Annotated in this window: 18 protein-coding genes, 2 tRNA genes and 1 other RNA gene; 4 read left to right on the forward strand and 17 right to left on the reverse strand. The window is 70.8% G+C overall.

The annotated features are described in order from the left end of the window. Positions 1-14: 14 nt before the first annotated feature. From OG595_RS19740 to OG595_RS19750, 3 genes are all read left to right on the forward strand, one after another. Positions 15-1,304: a sensor histidine kinase gene (locus OG595_RS19740; protein ID WP_329273750.1), complete on the forward strand. Its 1,290-nt coding sequence runs from the start codon at positions 15-17 to the stop codon at positions 1,302-1,304. Next, positions 1,301-1,912, forward strand: coding sequence for a response regulator transcription factor (locus tag OG595_RS19745; RefSeq protein WP_329273751.1), 612 nt, complete (start codon positions 1,301-1,303; stop codon positions 1,910-1,912). The genes OG595_RS19740 and OG595_RS19745 overlap by 4 nt, the downstream gene beginning before the upstream one ends. A 53-nt stretch (positions 1,913-1,965) precedes the next feature. Continuing rightward, positions 1,966-2,041: transfer RNA gene (locus OG595_RS19750), tRNA-Gly, on the forward strand. 67 nt (positions 2,042-2,108) lie between these two features. On the opposite strand, the gene OG595_RS19755 is transcribed toward OG595_RS19750, so the two are convergent. From OG595_RS19755 to ffs, 6 genes are all read right to left on the reverse strand, one after another. After that, the gene (locus tag OG595_RS19755; protein ID WP_329273752.1) at positions 2,109-3,020 is read right to left on the reverse strand and encodes a phosphoribosylaminoimidazolesuccinocarboxamide synthase; all 912 of its coding nucleotides are present in this window, start codon (positions 3,018-3,020) and stop codon (positions 2,109-2,111) included. Between the two features lie 97 nt (positions 3,021-3,117). Next, complete coding sequence (locus OG595_RS19760) at positions 3,118-4,656, reverse strand: N,N-dimethylformamidase beta subunit family domain-containing protein (protein WP_329273754.1); 1,539 nt, start codon at positions 4,654-4,656, stop codon at positions 3,118-3,120. Positions 4,657-4,865: 209 nt separating this feature from the next. Then, a complete protein-coding gene (locus OG595_RS19765; protein ID WP_329273756.1) occupies positions 4,866-6,740 on the reverse strand; it encodes a hypothetical protein in 1,875 nt (624 codons plus the stop codon). A 412-nt stretch (positions 6,741-7,152) separates the two neighbouring features. Continuing rightward, positions 7,153-8,406, reverse strand: a complete 1,254-nt coding sequence (purD, locus tag OG595_RS19770; RefSeq protein WP_329273757.1) for a phosphoribosylamine--glycine ligase — start codon at positions 8,404-8,406, stop codon at positions 7,153-7,155. Between the two features lie 178 nt (positions 8,407-8,584). Then, positions 8,585-10,951, reverse strand: a complete 2,367-nt coding sequence (locus OG595_RS19775; RefSeq protein WP_329273758.1) for a DNA polymerase III subunit gamma and tau — start codon at positions 10,949-10,951, stop codon at positions 8,585-8,587. A 92-nt stretch (positions 10,952-11,043) separates the two neighbouring features. Further along, positions 11,044-11,140: signal recognition particle sRNA small type (ffs, locus tag OG595_RS19780), an RNA gene on the reverse strand. A 73-nt stretch (positions 11,141-11,213) separates the two neighbouring features. On the opposite strand from ffs, the gene OG595_RS19785 reads away from it, so the two are divergent. Then, positions 11,214-11,301 (forward strand) — tRNA-Ser (locus OG595_RS19785). 87 nt (positions 11,302-11,388) lie between these two features. Here the strand turns inward: OG595_RS19785 and OG595_RS19790 are convergent. From OG595_RS19790 to OG595_RS19835, 11 genes are all read right to left on the reverse strand, one after another. Then, positions 11,389-11,904, reverse strand: a complete 516-nt coding sequence (locus tag OG595_RS19790) for a YaaC family protein (protein ID WP_329273760.1) — start codon at positions 11,902-11,904, stop codon at positions 11,389-11,391. A 162-nt stretch (positions 11,905-12,066) separates the two neighbouring features. Further along, complete coding sequence (locus tag OG595_RS45375; RefSeq protein ID WP_443073082.1) at positions 12,067-12,636, reverse strand: YaaC family protein; 570 nt, start codon at positions 12,634-12,636, stop codon at positions 12,067-12,069. An 18-nt stretch (positions 12,637-12,654) separates the two neighbouring features. After that, positions 12,655-13,890, reverse strand: a complete 1,236-nt coding sequence (locus OG595_RS19795) for a tyrosine-type recombinase/integrase (RefSeq protein ID WP_329273762.1) — start codon at positions 13,888-13,890, stop codon at positions 12,655-12,657. Positions 13,891-13,900: 10 nt separating this feature from the next. Then, the gene (locus tag OG595_RS19800) at positions 13,901-14,134 is read right to left on the reverse strand and encodes an excisionase family DNA-binding protein (RefSeq protein ID WP_329273764.1); all 234 of its coding nucleotides are present in this window, start codon (positions 14,132-14,134) and stop codon (positions 13,901-13,903) included. Next, a complete protein-coding gene (locus OG595_RS19805; protein ID WP_329283045.1) occupies positions 14,127-15,443 on the reverse strand; it encodes a replication initiator in 1,317 nt (438 codons plus the stop codon). The genes OG595_RS19800 and OG595_RS19805 overlap by 8 nt, the downstream gene beginning before the upstream one ends. A 148-nt stretch (positions 15,444-15,591) precedes the next feature. Further along, positions 15,592-15,840, reverse strand: coding sequence for a SpdD protein (locus OG595_RS19810; protein WP_329273766.1), 249 nt, complete (start codon positions 15,838-15,840; stop codon positions 15,592-15,594). A gap of 25 nt (positions 15,841-15,865) precedes the next feature. Next, positions 15,866-16,060: a hypothetical protein gene (locus tag OG595_RS19815; RefSeq protein ID WP_319289474.1), complete on the reverse strand. Its 195-nt coding sequence runs from the start codon at positions 16,058-16,060 to the stop codon at positions 15,866-15,868. Positions 16,061-16,076: 16 nt separating this feature from the next. Continuing rightward, positions 16,077-16,268: a mobile element transfer protein gene (locus OG595_RS19820; RefSeq protein ID WP_329273769.1), complete on the reverse strand. Its 192-nt coding sequence runs from the start codon at positions 16,266-16,268 to the stop codon at positions 16,077-16,079. Positions 16,269-16,535: 267 nt separating this feature from the next. Next, positions 16,536-17,192: a DUF2637 domain-containing protein gene (locus tag OG595_RS19825; protein WP_329273771.1), complete on the reverse strand. Its 657-nt coding sequence runs from the start codon at positions 17,190-17,192 to the stop codon at positions 16,536-16,538. Positions 17,193-17,237: 45 nt separating this feature from the next. Further along, positions 17,238-18,614 (reverse strand): FtsK/SpoIIIE domain-containing protein, encoded by a 1,377-nt coding sequence (locus OG595_RS19830; protein WP_329273772.1) that lies wholly within the window; start codon positions 18,612-18,614, stop codon positions 17,238-17,240. Continuing rightward, positions 18,614-18,970, reverse strand: coding sequence for an SCO3933 family regulatory protein (locus OG595_RS19835; protein WP_329273774.1), 357 nt, complete (start codon positions 18,968-18,970; stop codon positions 18,614-18,616). Before OG595_RS19835 ends, OG595_RS19830 begins: the two co-directional genes overlap by 1 nt. Between the last annotated feature and the right edge of the window lie 123 nt (positions 18,971-19,093).

Below are 19,093 nucleotides of genomic sequence, written 5' to 3' on the forward strand. Positions count from 1 at the left end.
CGGGGGACCAGGAAATGCGCAGGCCCGGGAGCTGGTGGGGGCGGAAGAGCACGCCGGCGAAGGTGGAGACGTACACGCGCTGGTCGTTTCATCTGTTCCCCTTCGTCGAGGTGACCGCGATCGGACTGCCCATCCTCGGGCAGGCGGGGGCACGGCTCGCGCCCTGGCTGTTCCTGCTGGTGTGCGTGCACTCCGTGCTCTGCGCGGTGACCGCGTCCCGGGCGCTGGACTGGGTCCGCGGGACCCGGGAACAGCCGTTGCGGCTGCTGGCCGTACTCGGCGCCATCACTGCGGGGACCGGGGTCGTGGCTCTCGTCCTGGTCACGCGCGGGCCGGGCGGCGAGGACATGGAGACCGCCGCCGGCAGCCTGTTCGCCGGGGCGATCTCCTTCGGCGTCGGCACCCTCACCCTCGGCATGCGCAGCAGGCTGCGGATGCTGGGGCTGGTGGCCGGGCTGGCCGCGGGCACGGTCGCCGTCGCCCTCCCGCTGGGCCTCCCGGTGGGAACGGCCCTCGGCACGGGGCTGGCCGTCCTGGTCGGCGCCGGATTCATCGCACTCACCTACTCCTTCTCCGTCTGGCTGCTCAAGGCCGTGTACGAACTCGACGAGGCCCGCGAGACCCGGGCCCGGCTCGCCGTCGCCGAGGAGCGGCTGCGGTTCGGGCGCGATCTGCACGACGTGATGGGACGGAACCTGGCGGTGATCGCCCTCAAGAGCGAACTGGCCGTGCAGCTCGCCCGGCGCGAACGGCCCGAGGCCGTCGACCAGATGATCGAGGTGCAGCGGATCGCACGGGAGTCGCAGCGGGAGGTACGGGATGTCGTACGGGGGTACCGCGAGGCCGACCTCGGTGCGGAACTCCTGGGCGCGCGGGGGGTGTTGGCCGCCGCGGGCATCTCGTGCGAGGTCACCGGGGAAGCGGCCGGGCTGCCCGGCGAGGTGCAGTCGGCGCTCGGGTGGGTGGTCCGGGAGGCGACGACCAACGTGCTGCGGCACGGGGATGCCGGGTGGTGCGGAGTGGGGGTACGGGTTGGTGACGGGCGGGTGGTGCTGACGGTGGAGAACGACGGCGTCGTGGGCGGCAGGGAATCCGGTGAGGGCTCCGGGGCGGGTGCGGGGACCGGACTTGTCGGGCTGCGGGAGCGGCTGTCCGCCGTCGACGGACGGCTGGAGGCGGGCATCGTGGGCGCCGGCGGGGACCGGTTCCGGGTGGTCGCCACCGTGCCCCTGCCCACAGGCCCGGGGGCGGGCTCGGGGGCGGGGTCTGACGCAGGGGCCGTTGTGAGCGGGGTCACTTCATGAGCGGTGTACGGCTGCTGCTCGCCGACGACGAGCACCTCATCCGGGGTGCGCTGGCCGCGCTGCTCGGTCTGGAGGACGATCTCGTGGTCGTCGCCGAGGCCGCCACCGGGCCCGAGGCGCTGGCCATGGCCCGGGCGCACCGGCCCGACGTCGCGGTGCTCGACCTTGAGATGCCGGGCGCGGACGGTGTGAAGGTCGCCACATCGCTGCGGGCCGAACTGCCGGAGTGCCGGGTGCTGATCGTGACCAGCCACGGCAGGCCCGGACATCTGAAGCGGGCGCTTGAGGCGGGTGTGCGGGGGTTCGTCCCCAAGACGGTCAGCGCGCAGCGGCTCGCCGAGATCATCCGTACCGTGCACGCCGGAAACCGTTACGTCGACCCCGAGTTGGCCGCCGACGCGATCTCCGCCGGGGACTCGCCGCTCACCCCGCGCGAGGCCGAGGTGCTCGAACTCGCCGCCGACGGCGCGCCGGTCGCGGAGATCGCGGAACGGGCCGCGCTGTCGCAGGGGACCGTACGCAACTATCTGTCGTCGGCCGTCTCGAAGCTCGGGGCGGAGAACCGGCATTCGGCTGTACGGCTCGCGCGGCTCCGCGGTTGGGTATAGTTGCTCTCGCGCCACGGCACGTACGGCTTGTACGACACGTACCGGGACGCGATGCGGACGTAGCTCAGTTGGTAGAGCGCAACCTTGCCAAGGTTGAGGTCGCCAGTTCGAACCTGGTCGTCCGCTCCAGATCAAGACCCCGGTCCAATGGACCGGGGTCTTCTTCGTGTGCCGGCGCCGGGCGCCGTGCTGGGCGCTATGTCCAGCTCAGGCCCGTCAGGCGCTCGTACGCCTCGATGTACTTCGCGCGGGTCGCGTCGGTGACGTGCTGCGGGAGCGGCGGCGGGGGCTGCTCGCCGGCGCGGACCCAGCCGGATTCCGGGGACGTGAGCCAGTCCCGTACGAACTGCTTGTCGAACGAGGGCTGCGCGTGGCCCGGCTCCCACCGGTCGGCCGGCCAGAAGCGGGACGAGTCCGGGGTGAGGACCTCGTCGGCGAGGATGAGGGTCTCGCCTGCCGCCGTGCTCTCGTAGCCGAACTCGAACTTCGTGTCCGCGAGGATGATGCCCCGGTCACGGGCGATGTCGCGGGCGCGGGAGTACACGGCGAGGGTCGCCTGGCGGAGCTGGGCGGCGGACTCGGCGCCGATCTGGCGGGCGACCTCCTCGTACGACACGTTCTCGTCGTGCTCGCCGACCGCGGCCTTCGTGGCCGGGGTGAAGATCGGGGCGGGGAGCTCGGAGCCGTCGGTGAGACCCTCGGGGAGGGCCAGGCCGCAGACCGTACGGGACGCGTTGTACTCGGTGAGGCCGGAGCCGGTGAGGTAGCCGCGGGCCACGCACTCCACCGGCATCATGCGCAGGGACTTGCAGATCAGGGTGCGGCCCGCCCAGTCGGCGGGGGCGCCCGGTGGGAGTTCGGTGCTCAGGACGTGGTTGGGGGCCAGGTCGGCGAGCTGGTCGAACCACCAGAGCGAGAGCTGGGTGAGGACGCGGCCCTTGTCGGGGATCTCCGTCCGCAGCACCCAGTCGAAGGCGGACATGCGGTCGCTGGCGACCATCACGAGGTCGCCCGCCTCGTTCTGGTACAGGTCGCGCACCTTGCCGGTGTGCAGATGCACCAGACCCGGAACCTGGAGGGGCTCGGGCTTTTCTACGAATCCGGACACGGTTCCTCCCCGTGGTGATGTCCAAGTGGCTCGATTCTCCCGTATGCGGAGCACTTGTTTTCGCCGGGGGCAGGGGGAGGGCGGCGAGAGGGGCGACTCAGTCCCGTTTGCAGATGCGGTCGAGGAGGTTCGCGGTGGCCCGCTGGACCCGGGCGTCCACATGGCCGGGGCGGTCCAGGGACGGGGACCAGGCGAACGTTCCGGACGCGAAGACCAGGGCTCCGGACGGGGACCGGTAGAGGGAGGTCTCCTGGTGGCGGAGGGTGCCTTCGCTGTCGGCGTACGGGGAGTGGGCGAGGAGGACGCGGTCGTCGTGCTCGGGGAGCTGGGTGCGCGGGAAGTAGCGGTCGGCCTCCCCGGCCACCATGCCGTCGATCTCGTCGCCGTCGTGGGCGCCGGTCGCCTCCCACATCCAGTGGTCGGCGTTCCGGACGATCAGGGGGGTGGGTTCGGGGACCCGGCCCGCGTACTGGATGCCGATCAACTGCTGCTCGGGGCGGTCGATTTCGCGCCACAGGGCCGATTTTCCGGGGCCGCGGCGCTTCCGGCAGGTGAGGAGGCGGTCCGGGACGCCGGACGGGGACGGGGCGAGCTCCACCTGCCAGTACATGGTGTTGGCGGAGAGGAAGACGAGGGACGTGCCGCTCTCGCGGGCGAGTTCGGTGGTGCGGCGCATCGCCGTGGACCAGTACTCGTCGTGGCCCGGGAAGACCAGGCCCCGGTAGCGGGTGGGGTCGACCCGGCCGGCGTGCAGGTCACGGGCGTCGGCGTAGGCGACGTCGTAGCCGTAGCGCTCGGCGAAGCGGATGAAGTCGTAGGCGTGACCGACGTGGAGGGGGAGGCCGGCCCCCGCGTACGGGCGGTCGAAGGAGACGGTGGTCGCGGCATCGGCCTCGCCGAGGAGCCGGCCCTGCTCGTCCCAGGCGTGGTAGAGGCTCGCGCCGGTGCGGCCGTCCTCCGGGTAGAGGTTGTACGCCTGCCAGGTGATGTCCGGCAGGAGGAGCAGCAGGTCCGCCGGGTGGTTGTCGCGGACCGTGAAGGGGATGTGGGAGCGGTAGCCGTCGGCGGTGGTGAGGACGGCGACGTACGCCCCGACGTTCCAGTACGACGGGATCTGCAGCCGCCAGGAGAGCCACCAGTGGTGGCAGGAGACGGTGCGGTCGGCGGTGAGCGGCGGGGGCTGGACGATGCCGGAGAGGCGAGGGCTGGTGGTGATCTTCGCGGCGCCGTCACCGCCGTAGTGGCCGATGCGGTAGATGTCCACGGCGAACTCCTGCGGCGGGTCGACCGTGATGTGGAAGTCGACGGCCTCGCCGGGGGAGGCGGGGCCGGTGGAGACGAACCCCTTGATCTGACGGTGCACGTCGTCGGCGGCACGGGGGCCACCGGTGGTGAGGGACGCGGTGCGGGAGGTGCGGGGGGCGGGGATTCCGGTGTCCCTCGTGCGTGTGGGGACGGTGGAGGCGGCTGTGGCGGCGGGTTCTAAGGAATCCACATACCAGGGGACGACGTGACCGGTGTCGTCGAAGTAGGTCTCGCTGCCTCGGAGCCAGGGGACGGGGCCCAGACCGAAGGGGTCCGTGACGGCGTGCGCGAGTGCTCCGGACTCCCAGCGGCGGATCGGCTGCGGTCCCATGACGGCGTCCTTCCCTGGCTCCCCCGGTTGCTGTCTTATGTCCCGTGCGATTGCCATGTGCGCGTTCGGTCCCAGCACATCACATTACGCACGCACTCCGTCACCGTTCGTCGCGAATTGGCCAGAAACGGAAGGGAGGGTTCCGGCCGGTTTCCCGCCCCCTCCCCCAGGGATGAGCGCGGGTGGGGGCGACGAGGCGAATTCTCGGGTCACACCAGACGTACGGGCTTCTCCGGGCGCACGCCTGTCGTGCGGAGCCAGGCGTCCAGAGGGGCCGGGTCGCCCGTCTCTATGAGGGCCAGGACCTTCGGGCCCAGGTCGGCCGCCCGTTCGCCGTTCAGGAGGAGCGCGGGGCCGTCGAGCCAGTCCAGGCCGGGCATCGCACCCGCCGTGTCCATCGCCGCGCAGCACACCATCGCGGTGACGTGATCGGCGAGCAGCTCGCGACCCGTGCGCGGGGGCTGCAACGGGAACAGGGGCAGCGAGCCCTCGTCCCAGAGTGCCGTGTCCGGGCCCTGGCCGGTCAGCCCCGCCGTGGCCTGCGGTCCGCCCACCGGCGCCGCCGCCTCCTCGCGGGCGACCTCCGCACTGAGCCCGGCGGCGAGAGCCTCACCACGCTCGCTCCCCAGCCGCTCGTCGTCCCCGTCCCCGTCCCTGTACTCGTCCCCGTGGTTGTCGTAGTCGTCCTTCGGCGTCTCCGCTCCCGGCTCCGCTCCCGTCTCTCCTCCCGGCTCCGCTGCCGCTGCCTCCGCCGTCGCGGGGGACTGGGGCGTCGTCAGGTGGTTCATCACGCGGGACAGGGTGGGGGCGTCGGGGTTCTGGGGTGCGGGCGACGGGGTGCGGTGGACGCCCCGCGCGTCCAGGGCGTCCAGGACCCGGTGGAGGCGGGCCGCGTCCATGCGCCACTTACGGTCGACGACCTCCTCCGGGTACTCCTGCCAGTCCACCGGCGCCCAGTCCGGGCCGGGCTCGGCCGGGCCCCCGTGGAAGAGGCGGGCGGCCAGCAGGGAGGCCGCCTCGTCGACCAGTCCGGGCTCTTCGAGGAGGTCACAGGCCGGGCGTTCGCCCAGCCGGGACGTGAAGCCCTCGGCCAGCCGGTCGCGCCGGGACAGTTCCGTGAGCGCCGCGACGACGCCCGCGTCCAGCCGGGCCGGCCAGCGGCCCATCCGCCAGGCGGGGAGCGCGACCCTGGTCAGCAGCCGGTCCCAGCCCGCGTACGCGAGGCCCACCTGCTCCTGCGCGACGATCCGCAGGCCGTAGTCCACGGCCTGTGCGCGCTCGGCGGCGGCTGCCGCGACCCCGCGCTCCATCTCGGACGCGTGCACCCGGCAGCTGCGCAGCAGCAGCCTCGCCACCCAGCCGACGCCCGCGAGCGCCGCACGGGACACGGGGTCGCGCCGGTGCGCCGCCGCCACGGCCACCGCCGCGTCGAGGCCCCGTACGAAGCGCCGCGCCGCCGCGATGTCCGGGTGCGCCGACGGTCCCGTACCGGCGACGACCGGGGCGAGGACCGCGCGCAGTTCGGCGACGCGCATCCACCACAGGAAGGGCGAACCGATCACCAGGACGGGCGATGCCGTCGCCGCCGCACGTCGGCGCTGTCCCTGGAAGGCGGGACGCAGACCTCGTACGCCCGATATCTCGTCCCGGCCCTCCGGCGGGGGCGGGGCGTTGGCGGGGTGGGTGCGGTCCTCCAGCCAGCTGTCGCAGTCCGGGGTGAGCGCTATCGCGGAGGGGGCGGGGACGCCCAGGCGGTCGGCCAGGTCGCGCACCAGGTGGTAGAGGTCCAGGGCCGATTCCTCGGCGATCGGGACCGTGGGGCTCATGGCCGGGCGGGCGCGGGCGACGACCAGGGCGACGACGGCCGCGGCGAGGAGCACGACCAGCGCGACGGCGCCGGTGATCCAGCGGGCGAGTTGCCAGGTGCCGCCCACGAGGTGGCCGGTGGAGCCGCCGGCCAGCAGCACGACGGCGACGGCCGCGGGCAGCAGGGCGACGGCCAGGGCCCTGCTGCGGATGCGCAGCACGGCGAGGGCCCGGGAACGCGCGACCTGCGCGCCCGCCTCCACACCCATACCGGTCACGACCGGATGTCACCCCCTACCTTTTCCGCTCTCACCCTGACGTTGCTCACTCCCCCACTGTGGCACCCACCACTGACATCGCAATGCCGGTGGGCCAAGTGCCGGAACGCTTGCGCCGCACCATAGTTGGGGGCCCGGTCCTCGTCAGCCGGATGGGGGATCGGTCACCCGATGGAATGGCTTTGGGGAGAGGTGGATGACACACAGCGACGACGAAGTGGCAGTTGGAAGGGGTTCGGGAGGGGCCTGAGAGGTGTTCGAGAGAGGTTCGAGAAGTCTGCATACGCGTCGATGAACCTCTCGGGCCCCGCATCCTTAGACGGCTGCGGGGCCCGAGAGGTTCATCGACGTGTGTGGGTACCGCTCGTGTGCCGGTACCGCTCGCGTACCAGTAGCCCTGGTGGGCCGGTACTTACTCCCCTGCCGCCGCCTTCGCCGCGATGTCCGTGCGGTGCTGGGAGCCGTCCAGGTGGATACGGCCGAGGGCGGTGTACGCGCGGTCGCGGGCCTCGCTCAGGTTCTTGCCGGTCGCCGTCACGGAGAGCACCCGGCCGCCCGCGCTCACGACCGTGTCACCGTCGTGCTTCGTGCCGGCGTGCAGGACGTACGCGTGCGGCGCGTCCTGTGCGGCGACGTCGGCCAGGCCCGTGATCGGGTCGCCGGTGCGCGGGGTGCCGGGGTAGTTGTGCGAGGCGATGACCACGGTGACGGCCGCGTCGTCGCTCCAGCGCAGCGGCTCCAGGTCGGCGAGGGTGCCGTTCGCTGCCGCGAGCAGGATGCCCGCCAGCGGGGTCTTCAGACGGGCCAGGACAACCTGGGTCTCCGGGTCGCCGAAGCGGGCGTTGAACTCGATCACGCGGACGCCGCGCGAGGTGATCGCGAGACCCGCGTAGAGGAGGCCGGAGAAGGGCGTGCCGCGGCGGCGCAGTTCGTCGACCGTCGGCTGGAGGACCGTCTGGAGGACCTCCTCGACCAGCTTCGGTTCCGCCCAGGGGAGCGGCGAGTAGGCGCCCATGCCGCCCGTGTTCGGGCCCTCGTCGTCGTCCAGCGCGCGCTTGAAGTCCTGGGCGGGCTGGAGCGGGAGGACCGTCACACCGTCGGTGATCGCGAAGAGGGAGACCTCGGGGCCGTCGAGGAACTCCTCGATGACGACACGGTCGCAGGAGTTCGCGTGTGCGGCGGCTTCTTCGAGGTCGGCGGTGACGACCACGCCCTTGCCGGCCGCGAGTCCGTCGTCCTTGACGACGTAGGGGGCACCGAAGGCGTCGAGGGCCTCGTCGACCTCCTCCGGCGTCGTACAGACGTACGAGCGGGCCGTGGGGACGCCGGCTCCCGCCATGATGTCCTTCGCGAAGGCCTTGGAGCCCTCCAGCTGCGCGGCCTCCCCGGAGGGGCCGAAGACCGGGATGCCCGCCTCGCGCACGGCGTCGGCGACCCCGGCGACGAGCGGCGCCTCCGGACCTACGACGACCAGGTCGGCGCCCAGCTCCAGGGCCAGCGCCGCTACGGCCTTGCCGTCGAGGGGGTCGACCTGGTGCAGCTCGGCGACCTCGGCGATGCCGGCGTTGCCGGGGGCGCAGTACAGCGCGGTGACGTCGGGGTCGAGGGACAGGGAGCGGCACAGGGCGTGTTCGCGGGCGCCGTTACCGATGAGGAGGACCTTCACGGGGGTCAGCTTAGTGGTCGGGGTGGGGAGCGCTTGCCGGTGTCGGTGCGGCCCCACTGGGGCCTGCCGCCCCGGACCCCGCCCCGGACGCCGCTGCGGTCCTCAAGTGACGTCGTCCTCGAATCACTGAGTGACGTTGTCCTCGGACACCGGACGGGCCGGACACGCTCTCCCCCGTCTACTCGTTCGAGACCTCCTCCACCACCGTCGCTCCCAGCTCACGCACGATCAGTTCGTGGCCGGAGAGGGCGGACTCGTCGAGGTCGGGGTCGTCGTCCTCGGCGGTGTCGTCCTCGGGGGCGACGGGCGGGGGTTCCGGCGCCGAGCGCTGCGGCGCCGGAGCGGAGGACTGGGGACGGGGAGCGCCCGATGCCGATGCCGACGCGGGCCCAGACGCGGAAGCGGAGGTTGGTGCGGACACCGGTGCCGACTGTGCGGGCTGCTGCTGGGGGGCCGAGGCCGAGGCGCCACCGCCGTAGCCACCTCCGCCTCCCCCTCCGCCCGCGTAGCCACCGGAGGAGCCGCCCCCGCCGTAGCCTCCGGTCGCCGGGGCCGCCGGGCCGCCGCCCGTCGGGTCGACGACCGCCTCGATCCTCCACTGGACGTTGAACTGTTCCGCCAGCGCCTGCTTCAGCACTTCCTCGCTGCCACTGCTGGAGAAGTTGTCCCGCGCGCCCGCGTTCATGAAGCCCAGCTGGAGCGTGGTGCCGTCGAAGCCGCTGACCTGGGCGTTCTGGCTGAGCAGGATCCAGGTGAACCGGCGGCGGTTCTTCACCGACTCCAGGATGTTCGGCCAGAGCATGCGGGGGTCGAGGCCACCGGGCACGGGGGCTCCGGCCTGCGCGGCAGGGACCTGGGCCTGGGCCGGTGCATGGGAATGAGGCTGGGGCTGCGGCTGGGAGTAGGCCGCTGCTGGAGCGGGTGAAGCGGGCGCCGGACCGGTGCCGGCTGCCGGTGGCTGTCCGCCGCCCGTAGGTGTGGCCGTGGGCCAGCCACCGGGACGCCGGCCACTGCCCGCGGTGGTCGCGGTGGGCCAGGCACCGGGGGCTGCCGGGGCGGGAGCCACCGGAGCCGGGGCCGGTGCAGGAGGGGTCGGGGCCACTGGAGCAGCCGACTGCGGTTGGGATTGCGGTTGAGAGTGCGGTTGGGAGTGCGACTGTGGGTGCGGGGTGGGCACGCCGACCGTGTCCGCCGTACCGGGCAGGTCAGGCATGCCCGGCGCGTCCCCGCGCACAGCCGCCCGCGCCGCCGCGACCCCGCCGCCCACCGGCACCGGCGCGCCCGCGGGACCGCCGGACACCGGGCCCTCGTGCACACCGGGTCCCGGGACGTACCCCATGGCGATTCCGGCGCCGCCCATGCCCACCGCGGGACCGCCGGAGAAGTTGACGCCGCGCTCCAGCTTGTCGAGCCGGGCCATGACCGAGCGCTCGTCGCCGTACGCGGCGGGAAGCAGCACGCGCGCGCAGATGAGCTCCAGCTGGAGCCGGGGCGAGGTCGCGCCCCGCATCTCCGTGAGCCCGTCGTTGACGAGGTCGGCGGCGCGGCTGAGTTCGGCGGCGCCGAAGACGCCGGCCTGGGCCTGCATGCGCTCGATCACGTCCACCGGGGCGTCGATGAGCCCCTTCTCCGCCGCGTCCGGGACGGCGGCGAGGATCACCAGGTCGCGCAGCCGTTCGAGCAGGTCGGCGACGAAGCGGCGCGGGTCGTTGCCACCCTCGATGATGCGGTCCACGACCTCGAAGGCCGCCGCTCCGTCCCCGGAGGCGAACGCCTCGACCACGGAGTCGAGCAGCGAGGCGTCCGTGTAGCCGAGCAGGGAGGTGGCCATGGCGTACGTCACGCCGTCGGCACCGGCGCCGGCCAGCAACTGGTCCATGACGGACATCGAGTCTCGTACGGAACCCGCGCCGGACCGGACGACCAGCGGGAGCACGCCGTCGGCGACCGGGATGTTCTCGTGCCCGCAGACCTCGGCGAGGTACTCGCGGAGCGTGCCCGGCGGGACCAGCCGGAAGGGATAGTGGTGCGTCCGGGAGCGGATCGTCCCGATGACCTTCTCGGGTTCCGTGGTGGCGAAGATGAACTTGAGGTGCTCCGGGGGCTCCTCGACGACCTTGAGCAGCGCGTTGAAACCGGCCGGCGTGACCATGTGGGCCTCGTCGATGATGTAGATCTTGTAGCGACTGCTCGCCGGCCCGAAGAAGGCCTTCTCGCGCAGGTCACGCGCGTCGTCCACACCACCGTGCGACGCCGCGTCGATCTCGATGACATCGATCGACCCCGGCCCGTTGCGCGCGAGGTCCTGACAGGACTGGCACTCGCCGCAGGGCGTCGGCGTCGGCCCCTTCTCGCAGTTCAGGCAGCGCGCCAGGATGCGCGCACTGGTCGTCTTGCCGCACCCGCGCGGCCCGCTGAACAGGTACGCGTGATTGACCCGGTTGTTCCGCAGCGCCTGCTGCAGCGGGTCGGTTACATGCTCCTGCCCGATGACCTCGGCGAACGACTCCGGGCGATAGCGGCGGTACAGCGCAAGGGACGACACGCTTACGACGATATCGGGCCCCACTGACAGTCGACCCCGCCCGCCCGACTCACCCCGCGCGGGACACCGCTCCAACCAGTCCGGCCAGGCATGCAGAAGACCCCCCACGCACCCGCCAGAGCCAACCTACCCTTGCTGCCTTCCGGCCCTGGGGGAGTTCAGTCAGATAGCGCCGCGTGAGGGGCTGGGGCCCAGCGTACCTGATCGCAGGGGGTCCGAACGAGTTCGCAAGCACCACCCACGGTCATGTAATGTTCGCGTCGGAGGATTCGCCTAGTGGCCTAGGGCGCACGCTTGGAAAGCGTGTTGGGGGCAACCCCTCACGAGTTCGAATCTCGTATCCTCCGCCAGTGCCTCACCGGGCACGATGTCGAAGGGCCCCACCGTTCGCGGTGGGGCCCTTCTTCGTTGTCCGTCTCAGTTTCCGTCTCAGTTGCTCACGGAGCAGAGGGTTGCCCGGCAACGTACGGGTCGTAGGCGAACGCCGACACGTACGCCAGGGCTCCGCCCACCAGCTCGGGGATGGCGTCCAAGGCTGTGTCGAGGAAGTGCTCAATCGCCACAGCGGGGGACCCCGGATTATCGACGTCGATCATCGCTGCCCACGATTCCGGCTCGTATCGAGCGAAAGTAGAGAGTGCCAACAGCGCGGCCCACCACGCCATCATGGCTCGGACGGGCTGAGTCATCTCCGCGTAGGCCGGCAGCACCCACCAGCCGCCGCGATACTGCTCAGCGTGCCGAACCCACTGGGCAGGATCAACTTGCCTTGATTGATGAGTACTGGGTCTCGACCACAGCAACATCATCCGCAGTTCACCACCGAACCAGTTGAAGGTGGGCACCGTCCTGGTGTGTGTGGACGTGCCGCCTTGCCATCCGGAGAGCGTGGGGTAGTGGGACAGCCACTTGGCCACTGCGCTTGAATCCTCCCGCTGCCTGAAGACGGTCATCGGGACTCCGTACAGATAAGCCACCTCCCACGCGCCAACCGTGCCCTGAGCCTCGTAGCGGAGGGCAGGAAGGTCACTCAGCACCGCCGAGGGCGGGTGTTCACTGGCAGTCTCGGGAACCAAAGGCCAGAGCTCGGCAAGCGTCAGCTTGGTCTTCGCTGGTCACATAGGCGAGCCCATGGCCCGAGCCACACTCTGAGGGGTGCCAGCCTTATTGACCTCGACCTCTGCCGCCCACAGGCATGTCTGATCACGGGTGTTGAGGACCCTCATACCGTGGCCCGACGGACGGTATTCGTCATCGGTCAGGTGCCCAGAGGCCGCCGCAATCGCTCGACCCGCTTGCGAGAGCGCGTAGAACGCGAAGACCGGCTTCGTCTCGTACCCAGCGCTTTCAGCGCTGCTCAAGAACTGCTCTGCCTGCTCCAGCGCTGCCTGGAACGTCCGCAAGCGCTGCGCATTCTGTCCTGCCATACCCGGAGGCACAGCGCGCATGCGTCGCAATCCCCGCAGTGCCTCTCGGCGGCGCAAGGACTCACCGTTCAATGACGACCCCACGATCCCACCTCCACCCAAGGAGAAGAGGGCGAACGGGGACCAAACGGCTGTAGCGGCGGACATGGTGAAGCAACATGCCAGACAAGATAGAGAGTGATACGTCACAAGGTCTTGGAATTTCCCGGACCAAAGCGGAAGCCCAGACCGACTAGCGGTCTGGGCTTCCGTGATCATCAGGTCTCCGTTTGCCGATTACACCTGGTCGCTGTCCCACAGCGCGTGACCAACCTGGTCGGCAACCTTCTTGAGCATGGAGCCCGTCACATGCATGTACCGAGCACGCATCCTGGCGGCTCCCCCAGGCTCCCAACCCATGATGGCGTCGACTACGACGTCCGGGACTCCGAGGATCAGGAGGACGGTCGCGGCGGTGTGGCGAGCGTCATGGAGACGGCCGTTCCGGACCCCGGCATCCCGAAGCAGCCGCTTCCAGATGTGGAAGTCGGTGTTCGGGCTCAGCGCTCCGCCGATAGGCGAGGCGAAGATGTACCCCTTGCCCTCCCAGTCGGCACCAGCCGCGATCCGCTCCCGCTCCTGGGCCCCCTTATGCAGCCGGAGAATCTTGATCAGCGGATCGGGCAGGCCGATGGTTCGCCGTCCGGCGCGCGACTTGGTGGACTTGTGCTCGCGCCGGGTCTGTTCCCGCTTGGGGCAGTAGCCCGCCTTACGGCCGCACGGATTGGCGCCGCAGCCGTGCGCGTACTTGGGACGGAGCCGGTTCTTGCGGATGCGTGCGTATCCCGCGTCCAGGTCGACGTCTTCCCAGTGGAGCCCGAGCGCTTCCCCTTGGCGGAGGCCCAGGGCCAGGGCGACGACCCAACGCGCACTGTTGCGGAGCTTGGCCGCCTCGACGAGCAGTCGCTGTACCTCCTCGATCGTGTAGGGCTCGATGTCCTCTTCTTCGAGGCGGGGAGCCTTCGCGATCTCCGCCGCGTTCGTGGTGGCGTGACCACGCCGGACGGCCTCACCGAGGGCGACCCGGATCGTCCGGTGCGCGTGGTGGGCGGTGCCGGCGGAGCTCCCGGATGCCTGCATTTTCCCGTAGAAGCGTTCGAGGTGCTCCGGCTCCAGGCGGTCGAGCTTGTGGGCACCCAGGCCGGGGACGAGGTGAACGCGCACGTCGACCTCATAGCCGTCATACGTGTTCTCGGAGACGTACGGCTTGGCGATGTTCTCGACCCAGTGCTCAAGCCAGGCTTGGAGCGTCCAGCTCTGCCCCGGCTTCCTGAGCTTCTTGTCGTCTCGCGCCCGCTCCATCTCGCGGACGGCCTTGGTCACTTCGGCCTTGGTCTTGCGCTCGATGTGGCGGCGGTCGGGCTTCCCGTCGTCTCGGACTCCGACGGTCACTCGGCCGTGCCACTTGCCGTCCTTGCCGAGGTAGATCGACGAGGCGCCGTTGGGCTGACGGGTGCGGTTCTTCTCTGCCATGTTGTCCCCCTCAGGCCGCTTGGGCAGGTCGGTGGCGCAGCTTGGCCACGAAGGTGGGTACGGCATCGGCCGGGACGCGCCGCAGCCGACCTACCATGACCGACTCGATCTCTCCGGCGAGGACGAGCCGGAAGCACGTCGTACGGCCGATACGGAGGCGCCTGGCCGCCTCCTCGACGGTCAGGAGGGCCAAAGACGGGTCTGAGGATTCAGGCCGGAGGGTGGTGACTTGGGGCTCAGCCACGGGTGGGCTCTCCTTCCGTTCCGGGGGCGGGTTCGAGGGATGCGGCAAGCCAGGCTTCGGTGTCGGACAGGCCGGTTCCGGCGAAGACCCAGTGGGCGAGGACGTATGTCGTGCCCGTCTCGTGTTGCGTTCGCGGGGCGTTGTGTTGGGCGCGGCGCCATTCGGCGCGGGCATCGCGTAGGGCGCCGAGGGTGGTGGAGTAGCGGCGGGACTTGGTGGAGAAGTGGCCGCGGAAGCCGAGCATGTGGGCCCAGGCGCGCAGGCGGAGGTGTTCGAGGTCCTTGCGGGCGCCGAGGGTCCAGGCGGTTCGGATGAGACGGCGGGCGTGGTCGCTGATGTCGAACTGGGCGAGTTCGGCGGCGAACTTGAGCGGGCGGTCGAGGGCGCCCGTCGCAGCTTCGGCGCCCTTGGTGGCGTACTTGGCGATGTACGCGGCTACTGCGCGTTCGGTGAGCTCCTGGCCGTCGTTGAAATCGGCGGATCGGATGGTGCGTACGTCGAGTTGGCGGCCGAAGGTGAAGGTGTGGGTGCGGCCGTCGATGGTCGGGCCGTCTACTCGGACCTTGGTGGCAGCCGCTTCGATGGCGTCGGTGAGGAGTTCGGCGGTCGCCCAGGCCGGGGGCGGGGTGTCGCCGCCGGTCGGGCCGTCGATGCGTATGACGGCGTGGAAGTGGACGGCACCGCGCTTCTGGTACTCGGCGACCTTGGCGAAGGACACGCGCGCGTGTTCGCGGAAGCGTCGCTGTGACAGGCCCGCCCGCTTGGCGACCTCGCGGCGCAGGTAGGTGGAGAAGCGTCGCCAGAGCGGTCCGGCGTGGGCGTTCCAGAGGACGGCGGTTTCGTAGTCGTACGTGTCCGGGTTGAGCGGGGTGCCAAGGGCGTCGTCGTCCTGGTCGTGGCGGGCGCCGCAGCGGCAGGGGCGGACCGTTCCGGCCGGGCCGGTGGGGCGGTTGTGGACGGGGCCGAAGCCGGGTGCGGTGAAGGTGGCGAAGACGCGGGGGTGGGCGGCGACTTGTTCCGGGGTGCCCTTGCCGCCGCGCAGGCCGGAGGTGATCAGGTGGAAGGTGTCGCGGCGGTAGACCTCGGAGCAGGCCGGGCAGCGGGTGGTGCGGCGGTTGTTGCAGCGAACGAGGAGGTGGCCGGCCGGGAGGGTGGCGGAGTCGAGGTGGTGGAGGACGTTGCCGATTTCGCCGGTGCGGGCGTTCACGTCGTACTCGGTGCGGTGGCCGTCGAGGCGGATGGGGTGGGTGCAGCCGCCAAGGCCGGAGAGCTGCTGGACGATACCGGGCAGGGTGCCGTGCTGGGCCAGCTTGGCGAGTTCCGGCAGTGGAGGCGTGGTGGTGCGGGTGAAGATGGCGTACTCCTTCTGGCTGGCTGGCTTGCTTGGTCAGGAGGGATGGCCCCGGGACGGCCGGATGCTTGGCCGTGTCATGGCCGCCCCGGGAGCCGAGCGCCGTTCAGCGCCGGTGCTGCTCGCGGATGAGGGAGCGCAGGACCACGGCAGCGATGGCAACGGAGATGGCCGAGACGGCGACGGCAGCCAGGAGCGCGGTGAGGACCACACCGCCCACGACTACGGCCGCAACGGCTCCGGTGCTGATGGATACCGCCGGGAGTGAGCGTCGTACGGGCGCGGCCTGGTCGGCCGGTGTGTGCGTGTGTGCGGGCGGCGGGGTGGGGGTGTCGGGGTACTTGGGCAGGAACACGGCAGGCTTCTCCTTATCTACTCGTCTAGTTATGTGTGCCGTTTATGACGTCCACGCCGTCGCGGGTACCGGAGTCGATGGCCGGGGCCATGAAGGTGCGCGAGAGCAGGAAGCCGAACAGGGCGATCACGACGACGATCCAGGTGCGGACGCCGAGGAACTTGACCGCTCCCCAGGCGATGAGTCCGAGGACGAAGACGAGCGGCAGGCTGACAGTCACGGTGTGCAGGGTCCTTTCAGCGGACAGAGCAGGTGTGGGTGCGGGCGGCGAGTTCGGCGGCGGCGCGGCTGTCGTAGTCGGCGGAGAAGCCGCAGCGTGGGGCGGTGCAGGCGGCGGTGTGCTTCTCGCGGCCCCGGCCGTCGTAGGACGTGGCAACCTGGACGGGGCCGATGCGGGTGACGTTGCGGAAGCGGCGGTTGGCTGACACAGCCGGTTTCCTTTCCTTTGCTCGCTTGTCTGGGGGCGCGCGGACGTGTGTAAATGACCGGCATGTCACAAGGGGCGCGGCAACTGGCCGCAGTCGGTACGGCCGCGTTGATACTCGGGCTCGCGTGTGCCGGGGGAAGGTGGTGGTTGGGCGAGTCCTGGGCCACCGTGATCACCACGTGCTGCCTTGAAGTACTGATCATTTCGGCCGTCATCGGAACGCGGCGACTGATCCGGAAGCGGTAAAGCCTCCCGGCAGGGCCCGCCTTCAGAGTTGGGCGGCGATGGCGTCGGCCATGTGGGCGGGGACGCCGAGGCGTGCGCGGAGGGTGGGGGTGTCGATGGGTGCTCCCGTGCGGGTGTGGTGTTCGGCGGCGACCTTCCGCGCGTGCTGGACCAGGGCGGCCGGGACGGGCGGGACAGATACGGCGGGTTGTTCGGGAGCCGGGGTCGGGGCCGGTTGGGCAGGTTCGGGCGTGTCCTCCTGGTCCTCGATGCTCTCGATGACCTCGGCGGCGTTCTCGGATGTCGCCGTCGGTGCGGAGTGCGCGAGGAGTGTTCCGCCGAGGAAGGCGACCGCAGGCCAGCCCGCGACGAGTATGCGCAGCCAGGCCGGCACGTCCGTCATGTCGAGGAGTCCGGCGGTAGCCACGTTGGCACCGAGGGACGCGGCGAGCGCGATGACGAACCAGCACCAGGCAGCCGCTTTCGTGTGGCCGGACCGCAGTCGGCGCCAGGCGACGACGAGCAGCAGGTCGACCGAGACGGGATATGCCCACGCCTTCCACCCGTCCTGTCCGGCTGCCGAGGCGACGTCGTGCAGGTGGGCGAAGGACAGTGCGGCGGCGATGAGCGCCTGTACAAGTACCGCGTCGATGCGGGCCAGTTGGGCGCGCGTGGTGTCGCTCCTTCCGGGTTCAGGCATGGGAGGGGTAGGGAGTCGGCGACAGGAGTTGGGCGGGGAGGAGTGTCAGTCGGTCACGGGACGCGGCTGGAGAGCCGGGGCCGGTGCTTCCACGGCCGGTACGGGCACGTCGGGCCGGAAGGGCTTGAGCGCGGGCAGGTCGGGCACCAGGTGGGCCGACTCGCGGCAGATCTCGGCGGCGTCGCCGAGGGAGAGGTACGGGGTGCGGATGCGGGACCAGCCGCCGGAGGTGTCACCGGCCACGGCGAGGCCGGGGCGTTCGGGAGCGATGGCGCAGGCGGCGCCGACGGCTTCGGGGGCGATGTCGCCGAGGGCCATCTTGGCGGAGGCTTCGTCGTTGACGCGGTGGCAGACCCGGCCGGTCAGCTGGGCGCGGAGCATGGTGGCACCCTTGCCGAGTTCGGCGCCGAAGCGCTGTCCGCAGACCTCCAGGTAGATGCCGGCGGCTCGACCGAGCTGGGCAAGCCGGATGAGCTGGGTGACCATCTCGTCCCGCCGTTCCTCCTCCTTCTTCGTGACGACGAGGAAGAGTTCGGCCACCTCGTCGACGAACAGCACGATGGGTACGGGGCGTTGGTTGTCGGGCAGGCCCCAGATGTCCGAGGTGATCTCCTCGTCCGGGGTGCCGGGTGCGATGCCCTGGCGGGCCTTGATCAGGTCGTAGCGGTCCTCCATTTCCTTGATGAGCGCGAGCAGTAGCTCGGCCGCCTGGTCGGGGTCGGTGGCGAGTGCGGAGAGCCGGGCGGCGAAGGGTGCCAGTTCGACGCCGCGCTTGCAGTCGATGCCGACCAGGGCGACGGGTTGCCGGGCGAGTCCGGTGACGAGGTGGCGCAGGTACATGGACTTGCCCGACAGGGTTGCGCCGAGGGTGAGTTGGTGTGGAACGGTCCGGTAGTCGCGTACGAACGCGGTCGCATCCTCCCGCAGCGCCACAGGAACCTTCAGAAACCCGGTATCGGCCTTGCGGGGCATACGGACCCGGCGCAGCACGTCGAAGCCGACGAGCCGCAGTTCGACGACGCCCGGCTTGACGGTCGTGACGTACACGGCGTGAACGCCCCAGGCGTGCCGCAGCCGTTCGGCCGAGGCGGCGACGTCGGCGGGTTCCTGCCCCGGCGCGAGCCGCAGACGTATCCGCAGCCCGGTCGAGGTGGGCCGGATGATGCCCCGGCGCGGCGGTACGGGCCGGACCTCACGCCGGGTGGTGGCCTTCACGGCCAGCACCCGCAGCCGGGACGGAGCCACAGTCAGGCCGCACGCCTCCATGACCGAGGTGTACGAGCCCAGCAGGCGGGCGGTGGAGATCGGCAGGCCGACCGTGGACCAGTACGCAGCCGGGTACTTGGCCCGGGTGTAGGTGGCCCCACCGCCGAGCGCGGCGAGAGGACCCCCCACTTCCAGAAGCGTCGTCAGGTCGCTCATCAGGCGGTGACCCCTATCGCGGCGGGGAACGCGGCCGGGGTGACAGCGGCGGCCCGGAACGCGATGCCGTGACGCTGCTGCCCGTTGAACACGCTCTCCCACGGCCGGGCGACAAGCCCCGGCAGCGAGACGGGCGCGCCGAGAGCGAGTCCCTCGGAGACACCGCCCTCGGGAACGGTGACCTTGATCAGCGACGACTCGCCGTCCTGGATGTGGACGACTCCGATCGTCATCAGTGCTTCACCGCTGACGGCGTCCTTGGCGATCTCGCCCGTCTGACGGTCGCGGACCTTGGGCTCGGGGGCCTCGGTCAGCAGGATCGTCGCGGCTGAGGTCTCAACACGGATGGTACGCAAGACAGTTCTCCTACCTAGTCATCTATACAAGATGCGTGACGCGCACCCGATCTTCCGGGCTCACGTGGATCACTCTGACACATAACTTGCCCACTCGTCTATACGAGTATGCCTGTTGGGGTG

The sequence above is a fragment of the Streptomyces sp. NBC_01451 genome (assembly GCF_036227485.1).
Lineage (GTDB): Bacteria > Actinomycetota > Actinomycetes > Streptomycetales > Streptomycetaceae > Streptomyces.